Annotated in this window: 27 protein-coding genes and 5 pseudogenes; 12 read left to right on the top strand and 20 right to left on the bottom strand. The window is 68.9% G+C overall.

Translation table 11 applies throughout. The annotated features are described in order from the left end of the window. The first annotated feature begins 3 nt into the window (after positions 1-3). A complete protein-coding gene (locus tag AB0L74_RS27035) occupies positions 4-471 on the top strand; it encodes a hypothetical protein (protein WP_365657597.1) in 468 nt (155 codons plus the stop codon). A gap of 107 nt (positions 472-578) precedes the next feature. Here the strand turns inward: AB0L74_RS27035 and AB0L74_RS27030 are convergent, their stop codons facing one another. The 5 genes and pseudogenes from AB0L74_RS27030 to AB0L74_RS27010 all read right to left on the bottom strand — a co-directional run bounded on the left by AB0L74_RS27030 (position 579) and on the right by AB0L74_RS27010 (position 5,653). Next, positions 579-890 carry an STAS domain-containing protein gene (locus AB0L74_RS27030; protein ID WP_365657690.1) on the bottom strand — a complete coding sequence of 104 codons (312 nt, stop codon included), beginning with the start codon at positions 888-890 and terminating at the stop codon, positions 579-581. Between the two features lie 162 nt (positions 891-1,052). Continuing rightward, positions 1,053-2,273 (bottom strand): PP2C family protein-serine/threonine phosphatase, encoded by a 1,221-nt coding sequence (locus AB0L74_RS27025; RefSeq protein WP_365657594.1) that lies wholly within the window; start codon positions 2,271-2,273, stop codon positions 1,053-1,055. A 330-nt stretch (positions 2,274-2,603) separates the two neighbouring features. Further along, on the bottom strand, positions 2,604-2,807 hold the full coding sequence (locus AB0L74_RS27020) for a cold-shock protein (RefSeq protein ID WP_356863152.1): 204 nt from the start codon (positions 2,805-2,807) through the stop codon (positions 2,604-2,606). Between the two features lie 166 nt (positions 2,808-2,973). Then, positions 2,974-4,410: pseudogene (locus tag AB0L74_RS27015) on the bottom strand (FAD-dependent oxidoreductase). A 36-nt stretch (positions 4,411-4,446) separates the two neighbouring features. Continuing rightward, positions 4,447-5,653: pseudogene (locus tag AB0L74_RS27010) on the bottom strand (polysaccharide pyruvyl transferase family protein). 170 nt (positions 5,654-5,823) lie between these two features. On the opposite strand from AB0L74_RS27010, the pseudogene AB0L74_RS27005 reads away from it, so the two are divergent. Beyond that, positions 5,824-6,186: pseudogene (locus AB0L74_RS27005) on the top strand (transketolase); the annotation flags it as partial. A gap of 250 nt (positions 6,187-6,436) precedes the next feature. Here the strand turns inward: AB0L74_RS27005 and AB0L74_RS27000 are convergent. The 8 genes from AB0L74_RS27000 to AB0L74_RS26965 form a co-directional block, all read right to left on the bottom strand. Beyond that, positions 6,437-6,598, bottom strand: coding sequence for a hypothetical protein (locus AB0L74_RS27000; RefSeq protein ID WP_365657591.1), 162 nt, complete (start codon positions 6,596-6,598; stop codon positions 6,437-6,439). Further along, complete coding sequence (locus tag AB0L74_RS26995) at positions 6,595-7,920, bottom strand: zinc-dependent alcohol dehydrogenase (protein WP_365657588.1); 1,326 nt, start codon at positions 7,918-7,920, stop codon at positions 6,595-6,597. Before AB0L74_RS26995 ends, AB0L74_RS27000 begins: the two co-directional genes overlap by 4 nt. Positions 7,921-8,076: 156 nt before the next feature. After that, positions 8,077-8,688, bottom strand: coding sequence for a flavodoxin family protein (locus tag AB0L74_RS26990; protein ID WP_365657585.1), 612 nt, complete (start codon positions 8,686-8,688; stop codon positions 8,077-8,079). Then, positions 8,685-9,152, bottom strand: coding sequence for a hypothetical protein (locus AB0L74_RS26985; protein WP_365657582.1), 468 nt, complete (start codon positions 9,150-9,152; stop codon positions 8,685-8,687). Before AB0L74_RS26985 ends, AB0L74_RS26990 begins: the two co-directional genes overlap by 4 nt. A 314-nt stretch (positions 9,153-9,466) precedes the next feature. Beyond that, positions 9,467-10,231: a hypothetical protein gene (locus AB0L74_RS26980; protein ID WP_365657579.1), complete on the bottom strand. Its 765-nt coding sequence runs from the start codon at positions 10,229-10,231 to the stop codon at positions 9,467-9,469. 519 nt (positions 10,232-10,750) lie between these two features. Further along, positions 10,751-11,464 (bottom strand): aminoglycoside phosphotransferase family protein, encoded by a 714-nt coding sequence (locus AB0L74_RS26975; RefSeq protein ID WP_365657576.1) that lies wholly within the window; start codon positions 11,462-11,464, stop codon positions 10,751-10,753. Beyond that, complete coding sequence (locus tag AB0L74_RS26970) at positions 11,461-12,462, bottom strand: XRE family transcriptional regulator (RefSeq protein ID WP_365657573.1); 1,002 nt, start codon at positions 12,460-12,462, stop codon at positions 11,461-11,463. The genes AB0L74_RS26975 and AB0L74_RS26970 overlap by 4 nt, the downstream gene beginning before the upstream one ends. A gap of 66 nt (positions 12,463-12,528) precedes the next feature. Next, entirely contained in the window at positions 12,529-12,891 is a 363-nt protein-coding gene (locus tag AB0L74_RS26965; RefSeq protein WP_365657570.1) for a hypothetical protein, read from the bottom strand. Between the two features lie 94 nt (positions 12,892-12,985). Here AB0L74_RS26965 and AB0L74_RS26960 point away from each other — a divergent pair, with 94 nt between their 5' ends. Beyond that, positions 12,986-13,231: a hypothetical protein gene (locus AB0L74_RS26960; protein WP_365657567.1), complete on the top strand. Its 246-nt coding sequence runs from the start codon at positions 12,986-12,988 to the stop codon at positions 13,229-13,231. A gap of 177 nt (positions 13,232-13,408) precedes the next feature. Here the strand turns inward: AB0L74_RS26960 and AB0L74_RS26955 are convergent, their stop codons facing one another. After that, complete coding sequence (locus AB0L74_RS26955; RefSeq protein ID WP_365657564.1) at positions 13,409-13,582, bottom strand: hypothetical protein; 174 nt, start codon at positions 13,580-13,582, stop codon at positions 13,409-13,411. 71 nt (positions 13,583-13,653) lie between these two features. On the opposite strand from AB0L74_RS26955, the gene AB0L74_RS26950 reads away from it, so the two are divergent. Then, positions 13,654-13,839, top strand: a complete 186-nt coding sequence (locus tag AB0L74_RS26950; RefSeq protein ID WP_365657562.1) for a hypothetical protein — start codon at positions 13,654-13,656, stop codon at positions 13,837-13,839. A 47-nt stretch (positions 13,840-13,886) separates the two neighbouring features. Then, the gene (locus AB0L74_RS26945) at positions 13,887-14,312 is read left to right on the top strand and encodes a hypothetical protein (protein ID WP_365657559.1); all 426 of its coding nucleotides are present in this window, start codon (positions 13,887-13,889) and stop codon (positions 14,310-14,312) included. A 441-nt stretch (positions 14,313-14,753) separates the two neighbouring features. Here AB0L74_RS26945 and AB0L74_RS26940 read toward each other — a convergent pair whose 3' ends face one another. From AB0L74_RS26940 to AB0L74_RS26925, 4 genes are all read right to left on the bottom strand, one after another. Beyond that, positions 14,754-16,175 (bottom strand): HNH endonuclease, encoded by a 1,422-nt coding sequence (locus AB0L74_RS26940; RefSeq protein ID WP_365657556.1) that lies wholly within the window; start codon positions 16,173-16,175, stop codon positions 14,754-14,756. Between the two features lie 490 nt (positions 16,176-16,665). After that, positions 16,666-16,896: a hypothetical protein gene (locus tag AB0L74_RS26935; RefSeq protein WP_365657688.1), complete on the bottom strand. Its 231-nt coding sequence runs from the start codon at positions 16,894-16,896 to the stop codon at positions 16,666-16,668. Between the two features lie 68 nt (positions 16,897-16,964). Beyond that, positions 16,965-17,126: a hypothetical protein gene (locus AB0L74_RS26930; RefSeq protein WP_365657553.1), complete on the bottom strand. Its 162-nt coding sequence runs from the start codon at positions 17,124-17,126 to the stop codon at positions 16,965-16,967. Between the two features lie 35 nt (positions 17,127-17,161). Beyond that, positions 17,162-17,431: a hypothetical protein gene (locus AB0L74_RS26925; RefSeq protein ID WP_365657550.1), complete on the bottom strand. Its 270-nt coding sequence runs from the start codon at positions 17,429-17,431 to the stop codon at positions 17,162-17,164. Between the two features lie 37 nt (positions 17,432-17,468). On the opposite strand from AB0L74_RS26925, the gene AB0L74_RS26920 reads away from it, so the two are divergent. The 3 genes and pseudogenes from AB0L74_RS26920 (at position 17,469) to AB0L74_RS26910 (ending at position 19,439) form a co-directional block, all read left to right on the top strand. Beyond that, complete coding sequence (locus AB0L74_RS26920) at positions 17,469-18,686, top strand: helix-turn-helix domain-containing protein (RefSeq protein WP_365657548.1); 1,218 nt, start codon at positions 17,469-17,471, stop codon at positions 18,684-18,686. A gap of 125 nt (positions 18,687-18,811) precedes the next feature. Continuing rightward, positions 18,812-19,233 (top strand): annotated as a pseudogene (locus AB0L74_RS26915) (ATP-binding protein). Next, entirely contained in the window at positions 19,230-19,439 is a 210-nt protein-coding gene (locus AB0L74_RS26910; protein WP_365657545.1) for a hypothetical protein, read from the top strand. The pseudogene AB0L74_RS26915 and the gene AB0L74_RS26910 overlap by 4 nt, the downstream one beginning before the upstream one ends. 168 nt (positions 19,440-19,607) lie before the next feature. On the opposite strand, the pseudogene AB0L74_RS26905 reads toward AB0L74_RS26910, so the two are convergent. Further along, a pseudogene (locus AB0L74_RS26905) lies at positions 19,608-19,706 on the bottom strand (3-oxoadipate enol-lactone hydrolase); the annotation flags it as partial. A gap of 324 nt (positions 19,707-20,030) precedes the next feature. Between AB0L74_RS26905 and AB0L74_RS26900 the strand changes: the two are divergent. The 4 genes from AB0L74_RS26900 to AB0L74_RS26885 all read left to right on the top strand — a co-directional run bounded on the left by AB0L74_RS26900 (position 20,031) and on the right by AB0L74_RS26885 (position 25,198). Next, positions 20,031-20,735, top strand: a complete 705-nt coding sequence (locus tag AB0L74_RS26900; RefSeq protein ID WP_365657542.1) for an MBL fold metallo-hydrolase — start codon at positions 20,031-20,033, stop codon at positions 20,733-20,735. Between the two features lie 577 nt (positions 20,736-21,312). Beyond that, on the top strand, positions 21,313-22,176 hold the full coding sequence (locus tag AB0L74_RS26895) for a helix-turn-helix transcriptional regulator (protein WP_365657539.1): 864 nt from the start codon (positions 21,313-21,315) through the stop codon (positions 22,174-22,176). Between the two features lie 429 nt (positions 22,177-22,605). After that, a complete protein-coding gene (locus tag AB0L74_RS26890) occupies positions 22,606-24,348 on the top strand; it encodes a radical SAM protein (RefSeq protein ID WP_365657537.1) in 1,743 nt (580 codons plus the stop codon). Between the two features lie 31 nt (positions 24,349-24,379). Next, positions 24,380-25,198, top strand: coding sequence for a DUF364 domain-containing protein (locus tag AB0L74_RS26885; RefSeq protein WP_365657534.1), 819 nt, complete (start codon positions 24,380-24,382; stop codon positions 25,196-25,198). Between the two features lie 127 nt (positions 25,199-25,325). Here the strand turns inward: AB0L74_RS26885 and AB0L74_RS26880 are convergent. Continuing rightward, on the bottom strand, positions 25,326-25,775 hold a 450-nt coding region (locus AB0L74_RS26880), incomplete at its 5' end, for an acyl carrier protein (RefSeq protein WP_365657532.1).

Below are 25,775 nucleotides of genomic sequence, written 5' to 3'. Positions count from 1 at the left end.
CCGATGCACCTCGCCACCTATGTCGGCCTGCAGCACACCGCGTCCCGGACGCTGGCCGACGCCTTCCGCCAGGTCGCCGACGGCCACGCTGGCGAACCCGACGTGCACCACCTCTGCCGTACGCTCGCCGCGATGTGCGACACGCACGTCGACCGGCTCGCGCCCGTCGCCGACCGCTACGGCGAACAACGCGAGGACGAGCCCGAGCGGCTGCACGCCGACGGACTGTCCCGCACCCGCTCCGGTGGCGTCGGCCTGCTGCGCGACCTGCAGGACCTCTACACCCTGGCCTCGTTCGTCGACATCACCTGGACCGTCCTGGCCCAGGCAGCCCAGGGCACACGCGATCATGAACTGCTGGACATCGTGCAGACGTGCGAGACCGACACCCAGCGCCAGCTGCGGTGGCTGAACACCCGCATCAAGCAGGCTGCCCCCCAGGCCCTCATCGCATCAGCAGCCGCTCCATGAATTCGGCCGGATGACCCGCTGGGCCGGTTCGGATGCCGACAGGGGGCCGCGGCGACCGGCATGGCCGGGCTGTGCGGTAAGGCCCAGCGGGCCTGTCGGGATCATTCCTACTCGTCGGACGCGCCATGCTGCTCGCTATGGCTGCTCGGCGCGGGACGTGCCGGGCGATGGCCCGGGTGGACGGACAGGATCCGACCGATGCCGGTGATGTCCAGCAGACGCTGGACGGGAGGGCTGGGGGCGAGGAGGACCGTGTGGCCGCCCGCCGCGGCCACTGCCCGGTCGATGTGCAGCAAGCAGGTCAGGCCGGTGGAGTCGATGAAGGACAGGCCGGCCAGGTCCAGCCTCACGGCCGGGGCTTTCGTCTGCAGCGCCGGCTGCAGGGCTTCGGTCAGGCGGGCACTGGTGTGATGGTCCAGGCGCCCGCCAAAGTCAGCAGGAAGCCGCCGGGCAGCGGTTCGCTGTCCACGGTGAGTGTGCGCGCGGTGGCCGGCTGGTCGTCCCGGTTCTCGGGAATGGACCCTCCTCGTGGCAGTTCGTGCCGTCTGTGCTGTGCCCGCGGTAGCACGCGGGTCGGTGGGTCAGGGTGTGAGGTCGTCCTGGTGGGGGTCGCGCCATTCGGCGAGCAGGACGGTGGCGTCGTCGTCGAGTTCCCCGTCGTGGTGAGCGAGCACGGCGTGGATGATGCGGCGCAGGGTCTCGTGGACGGTGAGCTGGTCGGCGTGGTGGCGTACGAGGTAGTCGATGAAGCGTTCGAGGCCGAAGTGGCGGCCGTCTGTGTCGCGGGCCTCGACGATGCCGTCGGTGTAGAGGACGAGCCGGTCACGGGGCTGCAGCTGTTCGTGGCAGACGGTCACGGGCAGTCCCAGAGCGACGCCCATGGGCCCGGCCGGAGGGCATTGCAGTTCACGGGGCCAGCGTCCCGCCCTCAAGATCACCGGAAGGTGGTGGCCGCGGTTGATCCAGGTCAGCCGTCCTGTCCGCAAGTCCAGGTCGGCCAGGATGCCGGTGACGTAGCGGGTGGTGCCGAACTGCTCCATGAGTGCGTCCTCCACCGCCTGGGAGGTCTGCACGAGGTCGGCGCCTTGACGCCGGGCGTTGCGGCAGGTGGCGACCGCCATGTTGGCGGTCAGGCCCGCCCGGGCGTCGTGTCCCATGGCGTCGAACACGGACAGGTGCAGCACGTTGTCGGAGATGGCGTAGTCGAAGGCGTCCCCGCCCACCTCGTAGGCCGGCTCCGAGACAGCGGCGACGGTGGTGGCGCGGCCGGCGAAGGCCGACGGCGGGGTGAGATGCCACTGCATCTCGGCGGCCACGCTCATCGGGGCGGTCCTGGTCAACCGGGCGTGGGAGTCGCTGAAGTCCCGCTTGCTCAGCAGCAGCAGGGCCAGCATCGATGCCAGCGAGCGCAGAGCGTGGCGGGTGGCGTCGTCGTCGTTCGCGGTGTCGGCGCGGAGCATGCCCAGGCGCTCCACCCCGTCGGTGACAGGAACCCACCACCGGCGCCCGCCCCGGCCGTGCAGCCGCTCGGGCTCGGCCACCAGATCGACCCGCTGGAACGCCAGCCCGGCCACCGTGGAGTCGACGGCCAGTTCCAGGCCCTGCGCACCGGCGTCGGCGCCCCGGCCAGTGACCTGCCGCAAGACCTTGCCCTGCACATCGACCAGGAAGAACGCCACGTCATGCAGGCCCGCCGGCTCGACATGATCGGCCACCATCCGCGGCAAGTCCTCCAGCGTTGCCGTGTGGCTGGCCAGCATCAGTTCGGTCAGCGCACCGTTCACCTTCACCCGGTCGATCACAAAACGACTCTCCCATCCGGCTGCCCTCCAGCACTGCCTCCGCAGGCGACGGCACCGTTACGACTACCCCGGCGCGCCCGGTCGGGCCGTCCGCCGGCCTCGCCGCCTCCGGCCGGGAGCCCGGTGCCCGCAATCGTCCGTAGCCCCGGCCCGGCCGGCCACCCGGCGGGGCCTTCTGGGCCTGTGGGCCGCGTGCGGCTTCACTGCCGCCAGAGCAGCTGGCTCTCGACCGCAGCCCGACCCGGCGCGGGCGGCTGCGACACCCTCAGCAGCCTATGGCCTGAACGGCGGCCCGACCGGACACCCGGCCCGCCTCCTTGTCCGTCCTGGTCAGCCGCGCACGATGTTCTGAGCCTGCGGGCCCTTCTGGCCCTGGCCGATGTCGAAAGTGACGTGCTCACCCTCGGTCAGCTCGCGGTAGCCGCTGCCCTGGATCTCGGAGTAGTGCGCGAAGACGTCGGGGCCCCCGCCGTCCTGCGAGATGAAACCGAAGCCCTTTTCGGAGTTGAACCACTTCACGGTGCCGCTGGCCATGGCCAGTCCTTCCTTCATGCCCGGGAACAGCCCGGCTCACCGGGCAGCTCCGGCTCCCGCAACGGCAAGAGCCAGAACCGTTCTACCCTCGACCGCCCCGTTCATACGACCGGAGGCAACGGTGCGGTAGGCAGCCGAGGGCCGGTGGGCTGACGGTGACCGGGGTTCAGCCGGACGGCTGGTCGAGCCGTAGCCGGGCGCCTTGGTGCAGCAGTTCCCGCTGCACCAGCCGGTACGGCACGCCGCGTGGTCCGTGCCCGTGGCGGACGGTCAGCGCCGCGCACACCCCGGCCGCCTGGCCGGTCGCCATCGCGATCGGCATCACCCGGTAGGAGGAGTGCGCCACGTGCGTGCCCGAGATGCAGCGGCCGGCCACCAGCAGCCGCTCGGTGTTCTGCGGAACGAGGCTGCGCAGCGGGATGTCGTAGAAGCTGCCCGTGGGCACCCGCTTCAGGACCGTGCCGGGGCCGCGCGGGTTGTGGATGTCGACGGGGTAGGCACCGTGCGCGACGACGTCCGGGAAGGGGCGGGCGGCCAGGATGTCGTGGCCGGTGAGCTGGTAGTCGCCGATGATCCGGCGACTTTCGCGGACGCCGATGTGGGTGCCGCTCTGCACCACGTAGGACTCCTCGAAGCCGGGCACGCGGGTGCGCAGGAAGTGGTCGATCTGGGCGAGCTGGCGCCGGGCGGTGTACTCGGCGCGGGTCAGGTCCCACACGCTGGTGCCGAGCACCCGGGTCACGCGGGTGCTGTTGACGCTGACCTCGCGCGGGCGTGGTGTCGCGAAGAACAGGATGTCCTCGCGCGGCAGGCGCAGATCACCGTCCGCCCGGGCCTCCTCGACCAGGTCCCACAGGCCGTGCACCCCGCGCCACTGGTCGGGGTGCTCACGCACATAGGCGGCGAAGTCCGGGCGGACGAAGTCCGCGACGCGGAACATCAGCGTCATCGGCTGCACCAGCCCGTCCTCCGGCCGGCCGATCTCGTACGGCACCCCGCACACCCCGCGACGTCACCGTCACCGGTGCCGTCCACGATCACGTCGGCGTCGATCACCACCGGCCCCGATCCGCTCTCGAACACCACGTGCCAGCCGTCGTCCAGACGCAGCGCGGTGGAGGCGAAGGCGTGGAAGAGCATCCGCACGCCCGCCTCGTCCGCCATGCCGAGCAAGACCAATTCGAACAGCTCCGGGTCGAAGGGGACCGTGTACCCGGTCCTCGGGGAGGGCCTCAGGCAGCCGCCGCGGGCCATGAGCCGCGTCGAGCAGCCGCCACAGCACACCCTGGACGACCGGCTCGCCCTCGCCGTGGTCGGTGGGCAGCAGCCGGGTCTGGTCACCGTCCTCGGTGAAGGTGGCGTGCCTGTACTCGTTGTGGAACGACATCAGCGGCATGACCAGCGCCGCCGTCGCGTTGCCGCCGAGAAACCCGTAGCGCTCCATCAGGACGACCTCCGCGCCGGCGTCGGCCGCCCCGACCGCCGCGGTGAAGCCCGCCGGGCCGCCGCCCACCACCAGCACCTGCGTCCGGCCGCCGTCCCGGGCCGGCCGCGCCGGCAAGGTGACCGTCCACGGCTCGGGCGGTTCCTGCGGGATCGGCATCGGTCTCCTCCCGCGGGCGGGCCCTCGGCGCCTGCCTCACATGTGCAGCGGACGCGGCTCCACCACAGGCTCGGAAGGCGTTTGCGCCGCCGTGAACGGTGCCGTGCCGTCGATGTCGTCCAGCAGCGCCCCGCACCGGGCGCAGGTCTCCGAAGCCCGCGTGGCCAGCTCGCTCACCCGAGCACGCAGGTCCTCCCGGCGCTGCGGGTACTCGTCCCACAGCCGGTCCACCTCCGCAAGCAGCAGCCCGGCCTGCTCCCGCGCCACGCCCACCAGGGCTGGAGCGCCCATGCGCCGGGCGAAGTCGAAGACCTTGCCCGAATACGGCAGCGGCAGCACCGGCAGCCCGGACAGCGCCGCGAAGATCACGAAGTGCAGGCGCATGCCGACCGCCAGATCCAGATGGCGCAACCTGCCCCGGGCTGTACGCGCCGTGCACGATCCGCCCCTTGTCGGCGGCGGTCATGTGGGACAGCACGGCGTGCGCGTGCCGGACGTCGTGCCGCTCCATCGGCAGGAACACCACGTACGCGTTCAGCCGGCGGACCAGGAAGTCGGCGACGTCGGCGAGCAGCGCGTGGTAGTCGCCCTCGTCCAGCTTCTCGGCCGCCCGGCCCGGCTCCCGCACCGACATACCCACCAGCCGGACGCCGGTGGGCACCCCCTCGTGGCGCATCATCTCGTCGGTGAACGGCTCCGGCCCCAGCAGCAGCGCCGGATCGGCCGTGACGACGACCTCGCGTTCGACGCCGACGTCCTCCAGCACGAGCTTGGACTCCTCATCGCGCACCACCACGTCGTCCATCTCCGCCAGCACCGTACGGACGGCCTCGCGGTCCTCCGGCTCGCGCAGCGGCCCCGCGCCGACCGCGTAGGCGAACGTGCGGATACCACGCTCCTGCGCGGCCCGCACCAGACGCAGGTAACGGCGCGCCTCACCGTCGTAGAGGATCCCACCACCGCCCAGGATCAGCAGACCCAGCGAGGCCAGCGCCTCTTGGACCCGGGTGCGGCTGACGCCCTCCCAGTCCACGACCTCGTCGGCGCCCGGGTGGTGCGCCCGTGTGTGCTCTGCATCCCGGCTGAAGACGACCAGCCGCGCGTCCGGACGCTGTTCGCGCAGACAGTGCAGCACACAGGTCAGGACCGACTCGTCACCGATGCTGAAGCCGCCGTACGACCCCAGCACACCGACGCGCAGGCTCGGCCGGCCGGGCCAATGGGCGGATGGAGTAGGTGTCATCCGTGTACTCCCAGTGGGTCGGAGACTGCGCAGTGTCCTGATGAGCGCGGCACAGAACAAAAAGACCGGACTGCGCGATCGCACGGCCCGGGTTGCCTGTGCCGTCCAGTGGGAAACACCCGGCGGAGGACCGCTGTGTGGATGTTGGTTGAGCCGGTGCCGAACTCCACCTGCCGGTCTGGGACGCCGATCCGAAGGGCCTGGCGACCCGGAAGGCTTCCGGCGAGGTCCTCGCCGCCCTGTACCCGGTCCTGCCGGAGCTGTGGGGCGGTTCCGCCGACCTGGCGGGGAGCAACAACACCGCGGTCAAGGGGGAGGCTGCGGTGCGGCTGGCCGCGCTCATGCAGCTCCCGGTCACCTACGTGTCGACACACGACTCCATCAAGCTGGGCGAGGACGGCCCCACCCACCAGCCCAGCGAGCACTACGCGGCGCTGCGGGCCATCCCCGGCCTGGACATCGTCCGCCCGGCCGACGCCAACGAGACCGCAGTGGCCTGGCGCACCATCCTCGAACACAACGACCGCCCGGCCGGACTCGGTGGTCTACGGACTGCTGGTGCTTCAGGCCGGCATCCCGCAGGGGCACAGCGACACGGGAACCAGCAGCCGCGACGACCGGCCCCACACACACTGAGCGGCCTGCCCGCGAGGATCCGACCGGTCAAGCGCCCAGGGCCATGACGGCGCCGGTGGTGTAGCACTCCGGGGCACTGGGCGGGCCGGGGCTCGTCACCGGATGGGAGCCCTTGACGTGGCTCGGCCGCCGGCAGCGCTCCGCCGGTCAGGACTTGTTGCCCGGTTCGTTGCGGCGGGTCTCGAACTCCTTGTGTCCGTTCGGGCAGGAGGGGATCTTGTCTCCTTGCTCGACATGGACTTTCTCGCTGCAACTGGCGCAGTAGAAGTCGCCCGTCTTCTGTGCCTTCTCGCCCGCTTTCGCCGTCACGACCGGTCACGCCCGCCCTCGTGGTCCGTCGCCGCCCGGGCCTGCGTGCCCGCTGTGGTCGCCGCTCCCGTTCCTGCCGCTTCACCGAGGCCGGGTGCGACGGAACCGTCGCCCGCGACCCCGAGGGCCACCTTCGTCCAGCCGGACTCGCGCCGGTCGAAAGTCCGGTAGGCGTCGAGCGCGTCCTCGGTTCCGACCCAGCGGGTGATCAGTGGCGTGGGGTCTAGGCGGCCTGCGGCGACCATGGACACCAGCTCGGGCACGTAGCGGCGGTGGTTGCAGTTGCCCATCTTGAGCGTGAGGTTCTTCATGAACGCCTCACCGAACGGATAGTGCTGCACCTGCGGCGGATAGACCCCCACGGTGCCGATCGTGCCGGCCTTGGCCGCCATCTGCACCGCCCAGCGGGCCGCCAGCGACGGCGCGTCGCCGGGCACCCACGTCTTTCCGTCCGGGTTCTGCTCCGGGGCGGCCTCGTCCCGTTCGTGGTCGAACTGCTCGACCTGACTGCGCAGGGCTTCGGCCGCCGGCCCGTGGGACGGGCGCTGGGCGTCCACGCCTACGGCGTCGACCACCCGGTCCGCCCCGATGCCGCCAGTCAGCTGCACCACGGCCTCGACCGGGTCCTCGGCGTTGAAGTCGACCGTCTCGGCGTGCTGGTCGCGGGCCAGCTCCAGCCGGTCGCCCACACCGTCGACGACGATGATGCGCCCTGCGCCCTGGAGACGGGCGCAGGCGATGGCGGCCTGTCCGATCGGTCCGGCCCCGACGATCGCCACGGTGTCCCCGGCGCCGATCTCAGCGAGCCGCGCCCCGAACCAGGCGGTGGGATAGATGTCGGAGAGCAGGATGGCCTGGGCGTCGTCGACGGTGTCCGGCAGCGGGACCAGTCCGACGTGGGCGTACGGGATCCGGGCGTACTCGGCCTGGAGCCCGTCCAGGCCCCCGGCGGCCTGTGGACCGCCGAAGAAGACGGTGCCGGCCCCCGGTCCGCCGGGGTTGGCGTTGTCGCACTGCGCGTAGTAGCCGGCGCGGCAGTAGCTGCACGTGCCGCACGCGACGGTGGACGGCACCACCACGCGGTCCCCGGGGCGGAGGTTGCGCACCTGCGGTCCGACCTCCTCCACAACGCCGACCGCCTCGTGGCCGAGGATCCGGCCCTCCTGCATGCCGGGCATGGTGCCGCGGATGAAGTGGAGGTCCGTGCCGCAGATCGCGGACGTCGTGATGCGCACGATCGCGTCGTGGGCGTCTTCGATCTTCGGCTCCGGCACGTCGTCCAGGCGAATGTCCCCCAGTCCGTGCCACACGACAGCCTTCATGCGTGCCCTCCGTTCCACACGTCCGCAGCCGACCGGCCGACGGAAGGTTACGCACCCGGCCACAAGGGCCGATATGCGCGACTGCTCCCGGAGTTTCCTTCCTGCCCGGCTCAAAACAGTGACCAGCACCGTACTTCCCGGGCCACGGGGCAAGGCTCACTGAGGCGGAGCGTCCAGTGGGCTCGCGGCCAGCGCACGCGCGGTGCCGTACAGGTTGGCGGCCATCGCGCGGCCGGTCTTGTGGGACCAGTCGTGACCGCGCCGGTCGTCGAGGTAGTCCGGGCCCGGCCCGGGGCCCAGGTGCCAGTAGGTCCACGACTGGCCGGGGACGGTGTAGCCGATGTCGCACAGAGCGCCGTTGATCTCGCTGATCACGTGGTGCGCCCCGTCCTCGTTCCCGGTGACGACGACTCCCGCGACGCGGTTGTAGGCGACGGGGCGGTCCTCGTCGTCCGTCTCGGACAGCATGGCGTCCATGCGTTCCAGGACGCGCTGGGCGACCGAGGACGGCCGGCCGAGCCAGGTCGGCGAGGCGATGACGAGAATCTGCGCCCGCAGCAGCTTGGCATGCACCGCGGGCCAGTCATCGCCCGCGGCGACGGCTTCACTGACCACGCCGGGGTGGATGTCGAGATTCACGGCTCGGACGTACTCGACCTCGACGTCTGCGCTCTCCGCCAGCCAGTCGCCGACGACCTCGGCTAGCGCGGCAGTGTTGGACGGCTCGGGGGTCTTCTTGAGCGGGCAATTGATCACCAGTGCCTTCATGACACAGCCGTACCCCTCTGCGGGCGGACGCCCCCGCCGTGCACCCGACCGGGCCAAGACGGCACCAGAAGTAGCGGACTCGGGTTCCAGCTGGGCCCGACTGCGCGAAGGGTGGCGAAGGACGCCTCCATGTTCAGCCGCTCGGGATTGTCTCCCATGATGACCAGCAAGGTGACGGCGCCGTCCGGGCCGATGGCCACCGGTGCGAGCAATTGCGGGACGTGTCGTTCGACGAGCCCATGCAGGCGTTGGTTCCGCTCGTCGATCTGTCCGGTGAGCTGCTCGATGCGCTCGGCGAGCATGCGCAACGTCATGAGGGTGGCCTGCGTCAATCCGTCCTCGTCTCCCCCACCATCGAGTGGGCCGAGGGTCGCGCTGGTGCGGAACAGCTCGGCATTGCCCAGGCTGGGCTGGACATTCGTTCCTGCCGCGCCCAGAGGGGATCCGGGCCCCCTTGCCGTCACCTTCCACTTTCCACCCCCACATGGAAGAAAAGACTCGCGATGGCACCAGTCCCCGTCCACTGGTCGCCAGTTGGTCAGCCGTGCACGGGGCGGGAACCTGAGGGCGGGGTCCCACACGCACAGCACGGTTCGCGGGCTGGTAGCCAGTGCAAGCCACACGCCGTCTGCTGCCGCAGCGGTATGCCGCACCGCGTTGCGGGCCTCGCTCCGGCGACTCGCCAGTCGGGAACCTCGATCCGCGATGTGGTGGGTTGCATTCGCCTGCGCGTGTCCGGGGTGATGACGCCGACGTCCTCAGAGGATGATGGGGATACTCAGCCCTCAAATACGGTGTTGACGCCGACGTCCACGGTGAGGGGCACGGTGCCGTCGGGACGCACCAGTTCGGCTTCGGCTGTTTCCAGGTCGACGGAGACGCAGACGCGGCCGTCTCGGATGTAGGCGTAGACCTGGACACCCGCGATCTCGATGCAGGGCAGAGTGGTCGGGTCGGCGGGGTCGGCGGGCAGGAAGCGCGCGGCGCGGTTGAGCGCGGTGGCGCGGCTGTTGCTGACGGTCATGCTCGGTTTCCTCTCATCGTGGGGTTGCCTAGCGTTGTGTGCGGGGTGGGGAGCGCGGCCCGGTCTCGCTTTCAAGGGGTTGCGCAGCGTCACCTCGTCAACGTCGTCGAGCAGCCGGGCCAGAGGTACGCCTGGCCCGTCGGGGAACGCCCAACTGATGCCGGCTTCGGTGAGAGCGGCCGCAATCCGGTCCGGCAGCGTCGCCCACAGATCCGGGGCGGTGTCGTCCGGATCGCAGGCGATCCGCAGCAGGACCCGGCGGGGCCCGGCGATGTCCCCGGTTGTGCGCACCTGCACCAGCCCGCCCAAACCGGCCGCATTCACCGCGGCACGGGCCCGGTCGGCGAGTTCCCAGGTACTGAGGTACTCCAGCGTGACAGGACGCGACCACGCCCTGCGTACCGTGTCCGCGATGTCATTCGCGGACACCCCGGCACGGTGGTCGGCAAGCATCGCAGCAAGCAAACTGCGGCGCGCGTTGACGTAACTTTCCAGCGCGACGCGCGAGTTCTCCACCATGGCCACCATTCTACGGTCAAATGCCTGACCAGTCAAGATGTTGACCAAGCGCTTGGAGCGAAGCGGGCAAGATCAACAGCCGCCTCCGGAGCGATACAGCGGGTGCTGCCGCAGCCTAGCGGGAACCGTGGGCTCGGGCCGGCGGGTCGGCTTCCTGCCGCCTTCACTCGGCTGACGGGAGTCCGCGGCCCGTCGTGTCGAGAGTGATCACCTTGGTGTAGTCCGCGAGAGTGGAGAACACCCGCTGGTAGCCGGTGACGACCGCGGCGACCTCCTCCTCGCTCGCGGCTTGCCCATCGCGGCCAAGGAGCCGCCGGCGGAAGCGGTCGTCGACCTTTCCGACGCGCTACATGATGCCCTTCCACTGCCACGGGCGTGGCCCCCGGCGGCCCCGCAAGCAGTCCACGCGATATTGGGCCTGTTCTGCCCACTCAGGATTGCTAGCGGCATGCTGTGCGGCGTATGCCACCATTCGGAGTTCCCGAGCACCAGCCAGAAGCGAGCAACCGGCCCATTCCGTTACATCGTATCCATATACGGCGCAAAATTTGTCATACTCCACCGACGTGACGGCACCAGTCGTGCGTGCCCGTACGGCTGTTGAACCAAGTCCCACTCAGGAAGGCCCAGGGAGAAACGCTCTAGATCGATCACCAGCGGCCCTTCGGCCGTGCGGATCAGGTTGCCGGGCCAGGCGTCGCCATGCACAGCACAGTCCGGGAGTCCTGGTGGGCGCTCTGCCCACGCGTCTGCCAGTTCTTGGTGCAGACCTTTCAACCACTCAAGGTCCGCGCTGGGCAACGTGACTGCTGCCTCTAGGCGCTCGCCGATACGCACGAAGGTGTCCAGGTAACCGAGTTCGAAATCCGGCGGGGGCAAGGCGTGGAGATGTTTAAGCAGCTGTGCCACATCCGTATGGCTGCCGTGCTGGTGTGGTGGTAGCTTCTGCCAAAAGGTGACGGGTCGACCACCAACCTCGATCGGCATCCTGACGTTGGCAAGACGGACGGCTGGCACACCCTTCTCGGCGAGCCAGCGGGCAACGCGTACTTCTCGGAACGCAGCACCGGTCTGCCCGCTCCGGGCGATGCGGACGATCACGCCTTGCCCTGGCAGTCTCCATATCTGGTTCTCCGCCAGCCGCACCGGCTCGGCGTCGCTAGGGTCGAGTCCCGCAGCGACGCATGCCTGTTCGAGCACCTTGCGGGCGGGCGCTGCTGCCGATTTCCTCATGTGGAGACCGTAGCGGCGATGCGCTGCCGCAGGGCGACAGCTTCGGCCACCTTGGAGTGCTTGGCAGCGAACGCCCCGAGTTGGCCCAGGTCGTCAGCGGCGCGACGGGAGGTAAGCCGCCCCACTTCGTTCAAGGCATCGTTTCCGATGACAGCCGCTTGGCGCGGATCGCCCTTCGCCATGATGAGGGCCGCCAGTTTCGTGCGAGAAATAGCGCGAAAGCGCTTGTAGGCGTCTGAGTGCCCCTGCACAGCCCTCTGGAAGCGGCTAGCCGCCCTTCCCGGATCTTGGTCCGCAATGATCACCAGGTCGAACAATCCACGCGCGGTGTCGCCGTTGTGCTGGGCTACGTCGTAGTAGGCCATCCATGACGGGTCCTCGGACGGACGAGCATGGGCAAACGCTTCATCGGCTTCACCGACGGCGGCCATGCAGTCGCGGACGTTGCCCATCTTTCCGAACGCCCGGGCCCGTGCCGTGTAGAGCATGGCCCGCTCCGTGGCACTAAGCCGATCGGAACGTACCAGACCCTTCTCGGCATGGGTAAGTCCGTCGTCAGGCTGACCAAGCCACATGGCCTGTCGCGCGAGGAACGAGTACGCCTTGGCGCGCAGGTGCCAGTCTCCCGCCTCTTCGGCGCAGTTCGCCGCGAACTGGAAGGTCCTGGTGGCGTAGTCGTGGTTGTGGGAGTCGAAGGCCGAGGCGCCCACGACGATGCCAAGTCGGGAAACGGCAGCGAACAGCTCTGAACGAAGGGCCTCGGGGCACTGGGCATTGAGGAGTCCGACCGCCCACTGCATGGCCCGGCCGGCGACGTCGCCCACCATGCCTCCGCCACCGTAGCCGTTGTCCCAGCTGCTGATGGCGGTCGCTACTTCCTGAACCTGGTCGATGTTGTGGGAACTGATCGCGTCGGGCACCGCCAGCTCGGACGGGGCGAAAGTCTGCGCGAGGTCTATGGGGGCAATGACAGCCAGGCCGCTGGTTTGAAGAAACACGCGTCGGTCCACGGATCCAGGACTGCCAAGGCGAGGAGGTACTTCGTCACTGCCCAGGCTGGGGCCTCACTGCAGCTGAACCGCGCCCTCCGCCCCCTTGCGGGGAGGCTTATCGGCATCAGGACGCTTTTTATCGGCATCCCTGGGGGCGAAGGTCATCGGCCACGCCCGCTCGAAGACGCCGCCGGTGTTCAGTACGTGGTCCAGGCGCTGGGAAACCGACAGCTGGCACGAGGGGTACTGCCCCTTCTCGGTCGCTCGCGCTGACCCTGGTTTTCGGCGCCCGCCGAGATCACCACTGCCCTGCGCATGCTGGAAGACCAGAACGTCGTCGAGCGCCGCCCCGGCCAGCGCGTCCTTGTGCTCCCCGCCCAGCCCTTCCCCGTCGCGCCCCCCTCCGATCTTGACCACCTCCTCACCAGCCTCCACCAGCGCGCCGCACCTGACCGGGGCGGAAGTCCTCACGACGTGCCGCCAGGCACGCACCTGGTGGACCCGCCGGAGGACGCCACCTCCTGATGCCGTGGACCGCCTCGTCCGCACACTCATCACCGCTGCGGCACACCTCATCCCCCAGGCCACCCAGCACCACCAGGGCAATCGCGACGTACAGATTTTCCTTCGGCGCACCGCCATCACCGCACTCGCCGAGCAGCCCACGGACAGCGGGGAGCAGATATGGCGAGCAGCCTGCCTGGCCGCCGCCGTTCGCGAGCTGTCCCAACTCACCAATGACAGCAAGACCACCGCAGCAGGAGCCCCCCGATGAGCACCGCTCCCTCCGATACGCTCACGCCCGACCGACAGCCCCAGCCAGTCCATCCGCCGGCCTCCATCGGTCCGATCACCCGGCTGTCCCCGGCTCAAGCGCGCCTTGCCGACTACCTCGCCCGTGGGCTGACCATCGAGCAGGTCGCTGCCGAGACGCGCCTGTCGCCCCGCACAGTCACGAAGCACGCCGCAGCGCTGCCAGTACGCACGAACCTTCGGCCCCGAGCAGGTCTTCACCGTGCACCCGGGAACGCTCTGCGCCACCGAAAGCAGCCTTGACGCAGTGCAGGTCCTGGTCAGTGTCCCGCCGCAGTTCGAAGCGGCCGACAAGGTGGTCGGCGAGGAGCACGCGGCCACGGTGGAAAAGGCCCGCCGAGCACTCGGCCAGGTAGCGGCCGGCATGGCAGGGGATGGCCGGCGATGAGGGCGACGACGTGGCTCGACGCCGTGCCATCGCTGACGACGCCCGATCTGCGCCTGGTGCAGCGCACCAGCCGCCGGCTACTGGACCGCCTCGCCCAGGACCGGCCTCTGCTGTCCCGCCTGGTACACGAGATCCCCAACGACTCTGAACGCCTGGCGGCCAGCACGTCACGCTCCTGCTGAACAGGCTGTCGCTCTACCAGGCACCCGACCGCGGCTTCGAGATCCGCTTGAACATGCAGCCGCGGCTGGACAACCAGCTCGTGCCGCACGACCACTGCTACACCTTCGCCACGCGTATTCTCACCGGCGGATACGTGCACGTGGTCCGGCGGCGCACCAACGGCTGGTACGGCCCTTTCAGCGGCGACGACTTGGAGCCGGCCATCGTCACTGTCGAACGGCCCGGCACCGCGTACACACTCGGGCACACCATGGTGCACCAGGCCGTGATGGAGCCGGACACCGTCACCCTGTTCGTTCGCGGCCCACGCCGCAAGAAGTCCTCCCACGCGGCCGACGACCTCATGCCGCCCAAGGAGACCTGGCCGGACCCAGCCGCTCCAGGGGAGGAAGCCGTCGAGTCCCGGCCCGCGACACTCAGCGAATACGAGCAGATGCGCGGCTACCTGATCAGGCACCACCTCATCGACTGATGCTGATCCGGTCTCGCAGCACTTGTGTGACGCGAGAGGCTAGGGGCGATCTGTCCGCACCACCCGAGGAGTCTTCGATGGCCACCGTTCTGACCACCGACCACCCCGCCTGGCACGCCTACGGAAACGGCAGGCACGGGCGTGTGGTGCGGACCGCCTCCGGGATCTGGGTGGTGTCCCTCGACGGGCAGGGTCTGCACATGCAATGCGTGCGCGGCACAGAGGACATCAAGCCGACGCTCGTCACCACCGATCCCGCCTGCCTGCCTCCGGCCGTCCCCGCGGCCCTGCGCTCAGGGCTCCACGGCCTCGGTGTCAGCCAGCGACTGGCGACGCCGCCGCATCGGCGGGCGCCGACATCTTCTGCGTGGTCGCGGGCTGGTTCCGAGCCGAACGGCGGTGATCGAACCCGAGGGATCCCGCTGACACTAGTACAGCTCGTCACGACTGCCGATCAGGTAGGGGCTCTTGCCCGGATTGCTGCCCACTGTTCTCCACAGAGTCGCTGGTGGGGCCACCCGCCGAAAGCCGCGACTTTCCGTGCAACCAGTTCCATACGGTCTTGGAGTCTGTGCCCAGCCGTGCGGCTAGCGACACGGTGGACGGCCGCTGCTTTGTGGGCATGTTCCAGTAAGTCTCGCGCAGTTCGCGCACTCGGGCGTCTGAGATCTTCACCATGCGGTGAGCTTCGCCGCGTGCATGGTTTGTTCGTGCCTCCGCCTCAGGCTCCAGTTCGCCGGTGGGGCCACCTGCTTCTTGGCGGCCGGCTCCGCGCAACCAACGATGAATGGTCCCCCAGTACACGCCATGCCGCTGGGCAAGGGCTTCGAGCTTAGGCCGCTTCCCATGAGGAGCGTTCCAGTACTCCTCCCGTAACGCCCTGACCTCCCGGTTGGACACCTTGGTTGCGAAGTGGTCGTCTCCCCGTTCGTACTTGCCCTCCGCCAGACGATCATGCATGTTCTGCTTCTGTGTCCCCACCTTGAGATGGTGCGGGTTACAGCAGCCCGGATTACTGCCTCCCGGACACAGATGCCGGACAACAAGATCGCTGCCAAGACTCGCCAGGGTCAGACCATGGTGCAGGACATAGGCGACCCGGGCAGCCTGTGTGTGACGACCTTCCCAATACACGAAGCCGTATCCGAAGTCATGCCGGCTCGCGGCCATCCAGGGCCAGCAGGCCGTGTCGCCGCCGCTGCGGTCGATCTTCCGCCAGAACTCCGCCTCGAGTGTCTTTCGTGCCAGCTCTTTCAGGTCGCCGCTCATCACCCTCCACCCGCCGGGGGGTGGTGGAGTCAAAGTTCGCACCGGGTGCGGGCCAGGCCGGTTCCGATGAAGGCGGAAGCGGTCCGTCATGTTGTCGCGCTGCGAGCCAACCGTCAGGTGTGCCGGATTGCAGCAGCGGGGGTTGGCGCATAGATGCCGGACGAGCCTGTGTGCGGGAAGGTTCGAGGCCAGGCCATGAGCCAGCACATACGCAACTCGATGGGCACTGACGGTACCGATCAGGGTCCGTCCGGCGTAGTACTGGCCATAGCCGTCGATATTGAGCGGGCCGAGGAAGGGCCAGCATTCAGCTTCGCCCGGTGACGTGTCCACTGATGTCCAGAATTGCGCCTCCCGCAAGGCTCTGCGCTCTGGTGCTTCTGCGCTGCCGCGGTAGGTGCGCGGTCGTGGTAGCGGCAGAGGCGTAGGCCGGGAAAGGTGACGGTAGCTCCGGCCCCCGACGATGCCGTCGATCACCGCGCGGGATACACCCAGTTCCTCTGCAGCCTCCGCCCTTGTGACGTGGCCGCCGGCGATGGACTGGAGTACCCACTGGGCTTGTTGGTCGCTCAAGGAGCGCTGGTTGCGTGGCACATCCGGACGGTACAAGGGGGCACTGACAACGCACGCCAGGAATACACGGGTTGCTGCCCCGACGAGTGCAATCGCAAAGTAGGCGACGCACCCTGGAAGCGTCACAGGAACACAGACCGCATGAACCGCCAACCGCATCGTACGCGCCAGCGCAGCCGATCTCAGACGAAGCCGCACCGGAGCGCTCCGATGACTTCGTCGTCTCACGGCTCGGCTCAAAGTCCCGGCAGGACGGCCCCCCGCGGGGCCACGCCATATCACTCGCCTATCACACAGCTATCACCAACTGGGCGTTCCCTCCCGGACCAGACTGCCCTGACCTGGTACTTCGTGCCCACGCTGGACCGATGCAGACGCCCCCGGACGGTCTCTACAACCTGTGCCAGGTGGTACCGAGGGACGGCCCCAGGATCAGGACAGGAGCGTCTTCTGGCCCGTCAAAGCGGTATTGCAGCGTATCGATCTTGGCCTCGCTCACGGGTTCACACCTTCATCTGTCACGATCTGTCACACGCTCCCCCGCGAGACCTCCCCATGCCTCCGCTGCTGGAAGCAGGTCGGCCACGTCCGGCTTCACGTACCACTTCTTGGTCGTCTTCACGTGGGTGTGCCCAGCCCACATGGCAAGCAGGTGATCCGGCACCCCGTTGTTCGCCAGGTAGGTCAAGCACGACGCCCGAGCATCGTACAGACGGACCCTGCGAAGGCCGTTTTCGTCCATGATCTTGTAGGCCCGCACCCGGAGCTGCCGGCCGTTCAGCGCGGCCTCAACCTCACAGGGCAATACAATCAGCCCACGCCGTCGTAACCTTCGCCTGTCGCCAACTTCTCCGCCGTCTGCGCGGCGCGGAACGTCTTCAGCGCCTCGCGCACGAGGGCCGGGAGCGGCAGCACGCGTTCGCCCGCCATGCTTGTGGTGTCCTTCTCCACCACCGTGCGGTTGCCCACCATGGTTCGCGTGTCGGCGATGCTGAGCGTGGCCGCGTCTATGTCGATGTCCGACCACCGCAGGCCCGCAGACCTCCGCCGGGCGCAGGACCCATCAGGGAGAGCAGCAGCGGCGCGTACAGGCAGTCCCCCTTCATCGCGGCGACGAATGCGCCCACCTCCGTGGCGTTCCACGGCTGCACGACCGGCTTCGTCTTCCGTTCCGCCTTTCTGGCCTTCAGCGGGATGTGCACTTCGCTGGCCACGTTCACGGTCACCAGGCGGCGCGTCACGGCACGGTTCAGGGCGTCCTTGCGGGCCAGGCTCATCCCCCTGTCCTGCGCACGGCGGGCGTACCGTGGCAGCGTGGCAAACGAAGACCTGGGAAAGACCCTTCGCCGTCTGCGTCGTCTGGCATCTCTGACGCAAGAGGAGCTGGCCGAGCGCTCCGCCGTATCCGTTGACGTGATCCGTCAGCTCGAACAGGGACGGAAGCATTCGGCGCGTCTGCCCACGCTGCACGCCCTGGCAAACGGTCTGGGTGTGGAGCTGACCACGCTTCTCGGGGATCCGCCTGCCGTGTCCTCCACCGGGGAGAACGACGGTCCCCGCTTCGTGGCGGTCCGCCGTGCCATCATGCCCGCGCTCTGGGGCCCGGCGCCTGAGCCGCCCGGGCCCGACTTCTCCATGAACAGCCTGCGTGAGCAGATCGCGGACGGCTGGACGCAGTACCACTCTGCCGAGTTCGACACGGTGATGAAGGCACTGCCTGACCTGATCTCGGATGCGCGCTCCGCCACCGCATCGGGCAGCGACGACGACGAGCGCAGGGCCGGTTTCGCGGCTCTGGGGAAGGCACTTCAGCTCGCCGGGCACGTAGCCGTGCGGATGGGTAAGACGGACCTCGCTCTGATCAGCCTCGAACGCGCCATAGACGCTGCCGGACAGTCTTCCGATCCGCTGCTACTGCCGATGATCCTCAACTCCACGGCGTGGACGTACCAGCGGCAAGGCCGTCTGGAAGACGCTCTGGGTATCGCCCTCCGGGCCGCCGACGACATGGCGAACGCGGGCCATACGGGTACGGCCGATGGCCTGAAGGTGTGGGGTGCGCTGACCATGAGCGCCGCCACATCGGCCGCGCGGAGCGGCGACTACGAGCGCGCAGCCGCGATGATGGAGACGGCCGAGAAGGAAGCCGCCCGAGTCTCGAAGTTGCCCGACGGCGGAGACACTCGCATGGTCAGCGTCTTCAGCCCTTCATCGGTCCGCATCGAACGCGTCCGGCTCGCAGTGCAGTACGGGCACCCGCAGGACGCCCTAGCTCTGGCAAAGGGTATGCGGCTCAGCAAGGACACGCCTCCGTCGTGGCGCACGTGGCTGCTGCTGGATGTGGCCCGCGCCCACACGGACACCGGGGATGCGGCCGGAGCGGTGAAGACCCTGGAGTCCCTGCGCCGTGTGGCGCCGACGTGGATGCAGCACCACACCTTGGCCGTGGCGATCGTGCGCGACCTGTGGGCGCTTCCCCATCACCCTCCAGGCCTGCGGCCGTTGGCGGAGTTTCTGGGGGTCTGCGAATAGCGTGGTGAAAGTGGGACGTTGCGCCCCTGTCAGCGTTCCAGGCATGTCGCTTACATGAGCGGACAGCGCCCCGGCGGCCGTGCGACCGGCCCCGGGGCTTGGCCGATCTGAGGAAGCAGACCGACATGCCGCAACCTACAACGCGGGCTCGCGGGACCGGACACCCCGGGTACAGCGAGACTCTGCCCCGTCAACCCGAGAGTGCCGCGCCCGCCCGGCGCCCGGTCCGCGCTGCGTGTGCCGTGTGGCGCCTGGACGACCTGGCCGAGGACGGCGCCCTGATCGTCTGCGAGCTGGTGGCCAACGCCGTGCAGCACGCCCGGCGGGAGTCCATCCCGGTGACCGTCGACCGCCCCGGCGCGGGGCGCGTGCGCATCGGCGTCGTGGACTTCTCGAAGCTCCGCCGGCGCGTAAGGCGTCGGGCCCCGAGGACGAAGGCGGTCGCGGCCTGGCACTCGTGACGAAGCTGGCGGAGGACTGGGGCAGCGAGCCGCTGCCGTGGGGGAAACGGGTGTGGGCGGAGCTGCACGGGAAGGGACACGAATGACCGGCGAGCAGAAGCGGCGCGCGTGGGCGGGCGACCTGATCCACGACGAGGACGCCGACCGGCGCGGGATCGTGGCGGACGTGTGCGGCGGCGCCACGCGGGTGCTGCGGCCGGAGTACGGGCCGGACCGGTGGACCTCGCGACAGCCGGACCGACTGCGGGTGATCAAGACCCGTGAAGAGAGACCGCGGGACCGCGACGCCTGACGCAGCGACAGAGGCTCCGGCCGGTGGTCGTCACCGGCCGGGGCTTCGTCATGTCACGAGGTGTCACACTCTCCGCGGAGTGAGACGGAGCGAGAGCCGTTCACCTGCAACTTCGCGGCGCTGTCTGGTCCGGACTGCGCGGAACCCCTCGGAAGGGTTCTATGCCTTGTGCCAGGTGGTACCCAGTGAGGGGCCCAGGATCAGGACCGGGGCCTCTCCTGGCCCGTCAAAGCGGTATTGCAGGGTGTTCGACGGTGTCTCACTCACGCCCCAGACCTTCTCACGTCTCACGACATCTCACACAGCCGGGAAAAGCGGGCGGCTCGACGCATCCGTGGCCCGACTCGTCGGGCGTTGCCGACGGCTGGCCGATCGAGTCCGCGGCAGACCGAGGGCACCGGCTGCCGAGGCGGGCGGCCTGCGGGGACGAGTGGCGCTCACCTTCTGACCTGGGCAGCCGACTGCGGCCCGCCCGGGGATACATGGCCATGTCACATTGAGGCATTCTCATTAGTTGATACTATTTGCTTAGTAATTATGCTTTGCACGAAAAGCCGTTATCCATGCGGCTTCAGGGGCTATGCAGATGTTATGCGCACCGTGAAACTGTCGCCCCGGCTGTACCAGATCGACTTCGAGATCGGAAACGCCTATCTGTGGCGGGATGCCGACTCACTGACGCTGATCGATACCGGGACAGCCGGATCGGGGGAGCTGATCGCCAGGTCGATCGAGGACTTGGGCTGGTCCGTCGAAGATCTGGACCGCGTGGTACTGACGCACGCGCATGAGGATCACGCGGGTGCGGCAGCCGAGATCGAGGCTTGGGGCGGCGTGACGGTGATAGCGCACCGCCTCGACGTGGCGGTCATCCGCGGGGAGAGCCTCGCGGCACGGCCCGCGTTCACGGGAGCGCCCGAGTGGGAGCGGACACTGTACGAGACCAAGCCTCCGCTGCCGTCCGCTCCACCGGCACAAGTGAACCGGGTGCTCGACGAGGGCGATGTGCTGGACTTCGGCGGCGGGGCCCACGTGATCAGCGTTCCCGGGCACACCGATGGCAGCATCGCGCTGTACTTGCCGAAGACGGGTGTGCTGTTCACCGGGGACGCGCTCGCCAACCCGGGCGGGCGGACGATGGTGGGCGTCTTCAACACGGACCGGGACCGCGCGATCGCCTCACTGCACCGACTCGCCGAACTGGAGGTGGACACCGCCTGCTTCGGGCACGGGGACCCCGTCGTCGGGAGCGCGTCCGCGGCCCTGCGCGGGGCCGCGGCGTCCTGTGACGGCTGAGGCGTCCCGGCAGGACCAGACCGCGCGAGGCGGGCAGCGCTTTCGCGGACGCGGCGATCGACCAGCGGGGCTGCCGACGGGGAGGCTGACCGCGGCAGTTCCGATACTTACCGGGGTGAGCAGTGCCGCACCGGCCCGGCCGCCCGCTGGAGCCGGAAGACGATCGGCACAGCGAGGCCGGCGCCGCGCATTCCCACGGACCCGAACGGTGTTGTCGGAGGCAGGGATTCCGTGTCCGTTCGCCGCGGGGTCATGAGCGCGCGTGACAGCGTGTCGCCACTATAGAACCGGGCACGCGGGATATACAGGAAGCCAACAGCCTGGTACTCCGCGTACCACGACGACTTATGGGCATTGGTGCCCATGTCGGTGCGTTTCCATGGACGCGGACCTGGCCGGATTAACGCGTCACTGGCCAGATCCAGCCCCTCCTGGCGAAATCTTTGCAGACCCACCACTCCTCCCCGGTTGACTCTTCACCCCCTTCATCGAAGCAGGAACGAACCGGGCTCCCTTGCAGACCTCGGCAGCAGCGAGTTACCTTCTGTTGTCACTTTGAGACATTACGGGGGCGAGGATGTCTGATTCCGAGTTCCGTCGGCGGGAACGTGCTCATTTTCTGCGTACCCGCCGCGAGTCGATGAAGCCAGAGGCGGTCGGCCTGCCGAAGGGACCGCGCAGACGCACTCCAGGACTACGCCGGGAAGAGGTCGCTGTGCTGGCCGGCGTGAGTCCCACCTGGTACACGTACCTGGAGCAGGCAAGGGACATCTCCCCCTCGCACGAGGTGCTGGACAGCCTCGCCGACATACTGGGGCTCTCGGAAGACGAGCGGTTATACCTCTTCAACCTGTCGTATCCCGCACCACCGCCGACGGCGCAGTCCGGCCAGCGTTCGGCCGTCGTGGAGAACCTCAGCCAGATCGTCGAGTCGCTCGCCCCGCTTCCCGCGTACCTGTGTTCGCAGGCCGGCGACCTGATGGCCTGGAACCACGAGACGATCGACTGGTTCGGGAACTTCGCCACGCCTTCCGTACCCCGGCCCAACCTGCTGATGTGGATGTTCACCTCGAAGTGCGCGCGGGAGCGCTTCGTGGACTGGCAGGAGCAGGCCAGAGGACTGGTCGCCTGCTTCCGCGCCGATGCCCTCGAATGCCGGGACACCGCCCGGGTCACCTCTCTGGTGCGGGACCTCACCGAGGCCAGCCCCCACTTCCGCCGCTACTGGGACGAGCACGCGGTGGGCAGCCAGGGGGCGAGCCAGTGCAAGGTGCGCCATCCACTTCACGGCGCCGTGACCATGCGCAGGATCCATCTCAGGCACCAGGCCGCGCCCGAGCCGCTGAAACTCGTCATCCACCTGCCGGTCGGCGCCCCGCACGCCCAGCATTGCCGGACGCCGCTCACGCCGCCCAGGATACACCGCGTCAGCATTCCCTGAGAATCCCAGGGCCATCCACGACTGCCTCAGCATGGCGCGAGAAGTACCAGGCTGATTACTTTCTGGATGGCCGCCTCCACCTGAGCAAGTCTGGTCGGGCCGAGCCGAGTCTCCAGTAAACGAAGAGTGAAATCGTCGGCCGGGCGGAATTCCAGCTCTGCCGACGATTTCACTCGCAGTTCGTTGGGCTAATTTTCGGCGACGTGCGTCCGAGGCGCCACAGGCTGGTCTGGAGGAATTCTCTTGTTGACACGCCGTACTGTCATACACACCTGTCTGCTAGCGGAAGATGACGTGTCACCCGTTCAACGCGCACGTCTCGACCGGCTACGGAAGTCCCGCCTGGCGGAACTGGTCGAACGTACCGGAAGCGAACTTCTTCCTTGGGACACCCGTCGCTATCCCGTTCTCGCGGTACTCGCCCCGGTCATGACGTCGACCGAAGGCGAGATCACCTATCCCGGTGACCCCATGTGCCTGTACGCCGCGCTGTCGGTCGCGGTCGACCACGCGCTGCGTTCGGCCCGCCGGGGGGCGGGGCCCGGTTCACCGTTCAGCGACCTGTGTCCCGACTGGGGCACCGTGCCCAGCCGCGGGGACAGACTCGCCGCCGACCATTCACCCCGGGCGTGGAACGCGGACGACAGCGTCGCCGACCACACCGTTTTCGATCCCCGGGTCTGGGACGACCGCTCGGAGGCGGATTTCCGCGCGGAACTGCGCCGCCGCCGCCCCAGAGTCCTGCTCGTCAGCACCGTCTCGCCCGGTAATCGCTACGCCTTGGAGATGGCCCGAGTCACCAAGGAGGAATTGCCCCACTGTCTCGTGATCCTCGGCGGCCGGCACATCGACGAGACCATGCGGTACCTGCCCGGCACCGGAACACTGGTCGTGGAGTACAGCAGTCCGTTACGGGCGATCGACGACCGGCGGGTCGGCCCCGTGGTCGACTTCCTCGTGGCCGGGGAGGGCTACTACGCCCTCGACCTGCTGCTGCGGGCCGTGTCCCTCGCCATGGACCTGGACCGTGATCAAGCCCGCCCCGCCGACGTCGTCGACATCCTCCGCTTGCTCGGCGAGGCCGGGGAGCGCAGCCCGGGCTCCTCCCTGATCTGCGGGATCACCGAAGACACCGTGCACGCCTTCCCGGTCCGGGGTCCGGCCTTCGACCTTGCCGACCTGCCCTCCCCCTACCAGGGGTTCGCGATCCGGTCCCGCTTCCCCGTCTTCCCGCTCGCCGACGGCTCCCCTGCCCGCACGGCCCACATGACGGTGTCCAACGCCTGCCCGTACCACTGCGACTTCTGCTCCGAGGCGGCCACCGTGGTCGGCGGCCTGAAGAGGTTCGGCCGCGATCCGGCTGCCGTCGCCGTCGAGCGGGTCTGCGAGTACGTCAGCTACGGAGCCGAGGCGGTCTTCTTCGACGACTCGATCTTCTGGTCCGGCACGTTCCCCCTCATCCGGGCCTTCTGCGACCAGCTCAGCGCCGTACGACAGGCCCAGGGTCCCGACGACCTGCCTCCCGCCTGCCGCAAGTGGATCACCGAGGACGACGACTGGCAGCGGCTGCGCGGGCTACAGTTCGGCGCCCAGGTCACCGTGGATCTCATGACCGCCCTGCACAAGGAGGACGATGTACGCCAGGTGCTCGCCGCCATGCGCGAGGCCGGCTGCACATACATCTACATGGGTATCGAGAGCATGGCCGCCGAGGTCATGCAGCACGTGCACAAGAACGTGCGCCGCATCGCGGGCAGGCCGTGGAAGGCGAAGGTCCGCCGGGCCCTGGAACTGATCCGCGAGGCCGGCATACCCGCGGGCAGCTCGGTGCTGTTCGGCCTGGAAGGGGAGACCAGGGAGACCATCGAGGAGACCGTCCAGGAAGTCGGCCTCCTCATCGACGACGGCCTGCTCGGCCTCGCCAGCCCCAACATCCTCACCTACCACCCGGCGACCGCGATCACCCGCGCCCACGGCATGGCCGACCGACTCGACTACCACTCCCCACAGGTGGAGAACCGGCCGCCGTACGTGTACTTCGAGGAGGCCTTCCCCGGAGTGGTCTCCCAGCGCCTGACCGAGGACGACATCTGGTTCATCCACGAGTCGACGGCGAAACGCTGGGGCACCGTCCGCAACTCCGCAGCCCCGGAGCAGCACAGCACCGTCTGATCCCGTTCCCTCACCGCCGTGGAGCCCATCCGTGCACAGCATCATCGACACCTTGCGGACGATTGTGGCCGAGCGCGGCCACGACGTACCCGACGACGACTTCCGTCTACGCGCCCTGTGGGGCGTGGACTACCGCTCCCAGCCCACCGCGTACGAGCGGTTCATGGTCTACAGCTTCGTCATGGCCCAGACGGTTCGGCAGGGCTGCTGCTACGCCGACTTCGGCACCGTCTCCGTCGACGCGGACGCCGACGCCCTGATCGGCGGTGACGCCCGCGAGACCGTCGGCCGCACCGACGAGGAGAGCATCGCCATCCTGGACGCGGCCTTCGGCGCACTCCCGCGCGACCCGCGGCGCCGGCTCGTCATCGACGGACGCCCCTCCGACAAGGCCCTGGCCCGCGCGGAGATCATCGTCGAGGAGACCCTGCGCCAGCTGCGCCGCACCGGCGGCGGCAAGCGCATCGCGCAGATCGGCGTCATGGGCAACCTCGTCCACCTGCTCCAGCGGGAGAACGTCACGCTGTCCGCCAGCGACTTCGACCAGGAGCTGATCGAGCACGGCATCCTGGGCGTGCCGGTCCACCACGGCGACCACAGCGCGGAGCTGGTCGCCGACGCCGACGTGGCCCTGGTCTGCGGCGAGACGCTCGCCAGCGACACGCTGGAGTCGTTGGTGACCGCGGCCCGCGAGAACGACACCCGCCTGGTCGTCTTCGCCGTCTCCGGGTGCCATTTCGCGCAGGAGTACGTGCACACGTTCGGGATCGACGCGGTGGTCTCGGAGCCTCAGCCGCAGTACCTCTTCCAGGGGCCCTCGCTGCTGGAGGTGTACCGGCGGGAGCACTGAGCGCCCACGCCCCTCGCGCGGCCCCACACGCCGATGGCCGCACCTCTCGACGGAGGTGCGGCCATCGGCGTGGGTACAGCCTGCGGGAGGCGCTCCCGCCGCAGACGCTGACGGGCGCTGCGAGACCCTACGGCATGAGTTCCGTGTGCAGGTACTCGGCGAGCTCCAGGGTGGTCGGGTAGTCGAAGACGAGCGTGCTGCTCAGCCGCAGGCCCGTGAGTGCGTGGAGACGGTTGCGCAGCTCGACGGCGGTGAGCGAGTCGAAGCCGAGATCCATCAACTCGTCCTCCACGTCGACCTCGGTCACCGAGTCGTGTCCGAGCACTGCGGCCACCTCGCCCCGGACGGTTTCCAGCAACAGCCGGGCCCGCTCCGGTTCGGCCAGCTCCGCGAGCCGCGCCTTCAGGCTGACGGGTCCCGCCGGCTCCGCCCCTCCGTTCACCTGCTTGACCAAGCCGGCGAGGAGGGACGGCAGATGGCCTTCCCCCGCGGCGGTGCGCAACGCGGCCTGGTCGAAGCGCGCCGCGACGACCACCGGGTCCTCAGCCGCCAACGCCGCGTCGAACAAGGCCAGAGC

The sequence above is a fragment of the Streptomyces sp. NPDC052020 genome (assembly GCF_040680575.1).
Classification (GTDB): domain Bacteria; phylum Actinomycetota; class Actinomycetes; order Streptomycetales; family Streptomycetaceae; genus Streptomyces.
This window is presented reverse-complemented; position numbering and strand designations above follow the sequence as displayed.

What these genes read in the sequence shown, in the direction of transcription:
- AB0L74_RS26935 (WP_365657688.1), bottom strand. Translation starts at nt 16,896, where the DNA reads ATGGACGAAAACGGCCTTCGCAGGGTCCGTCTGTACGATGCTCGGGCG.
- AB0L74_RS26990 (WP_365657585.1), bottom strand. Translation starts at nt 8,688, where the DNA reads ATGAAGGCACTGGTGATCAATTGCCCGCTCAAGAAGACCCCCGAGCCG.
- AB0L74_RS26950 (WP_365657562.1), top strand. Translation starts at nt 13,654, where the DNA reads ATGAGGGCGACGACGTGGCTCGACGCCGTGCCATCGCTGACGACGCCC.
- AB0L74_RS26900 (WP_365657542.1), top strand. Translation starts at nt 20,031, where the DNA reads ATGCGCACCGTGAAACTGTCGCCCCGGCTGTACCAGATCGACTTCGAG.
- AB0L74_RS27020 (WP_356863152.1), bottom strand. Translation starts at nt 2,807, where the DNA reads ATGGCCAGCGGCACCGTGAAGTGGTTCAACTCCGAAAAGGGCTTCGGT.
- AB0L74_RS26890 (WP_365657537.1), top strand. Translation starts at nt 22,606, where the DNA reads ATGACGTCGACCGAAGGCGAGATCACCTATCCCGGTGACCCCATGTGC.
- AB0L74_RS26910 (WP_365657545.1), top strand. Translation starts at nt 19,230, where the DNA reads ATGACCGGCGAGCAGAAGCGGCGCGCGTGGGCGGGCGACCTGATCCAC.
- AB0L74_RS26980 (WP_365657579.1), bottom strand. Translation starts at nt 10,231, where the DNA reads ATGGTGGAGAACTCGCGCGTCGCGCTGGAAAGTTACGTCAACGCGCGC.
- AB0L74_RS26995 (WP_365657588.1), bottom strand. Translation starts at nt 7,920, where the DNA reads ATGAAGGCTGTCGTGTGGCACGGACTGGGGGACATTCGCCTGGACGAC.
- AB0L74_RS26895 (WP_365657539.1), top strand. Translation starts at nt 21,313, where the DNA reads ATGTCTGATTCCGAGTTCCGTCGGCGGGAACGTGCTCATTTTCTGCGT.
- AB0L74_RS26930 (WP_365657553.1), bottom strand. Translation starts at nt 17,126, where the DNA reads ATGGTGGGCAACCGCACGGTGGTGGAGAAGGACACCACAAGCATGGCG.
- AB0L74_RS27035 (WP_365657597.1), top strand. Translation starts at nt 4, where the DNA reads ATGCACCTCGCCACCTATGTCGGCCTGCAGCACACCGCGTCCCGGACG.
- AB0L74_RS26925 (WP_365657550.1), bottom strand. Translation starts at nt 17,431, where the DNA reads ATGAGCCTGGCCCGCAAGGACGCCCTGAACCGTGCCGTGACGCGCCGC.
- AB0L74_RS26975 (WP_365657576.1), bottom strand. Translation starts at nt 11,464, where the DNA reads ATGAGGAAATCGGCAGCAGCGCCCGCCCGCAAGGTGCTCGAACAGGCA.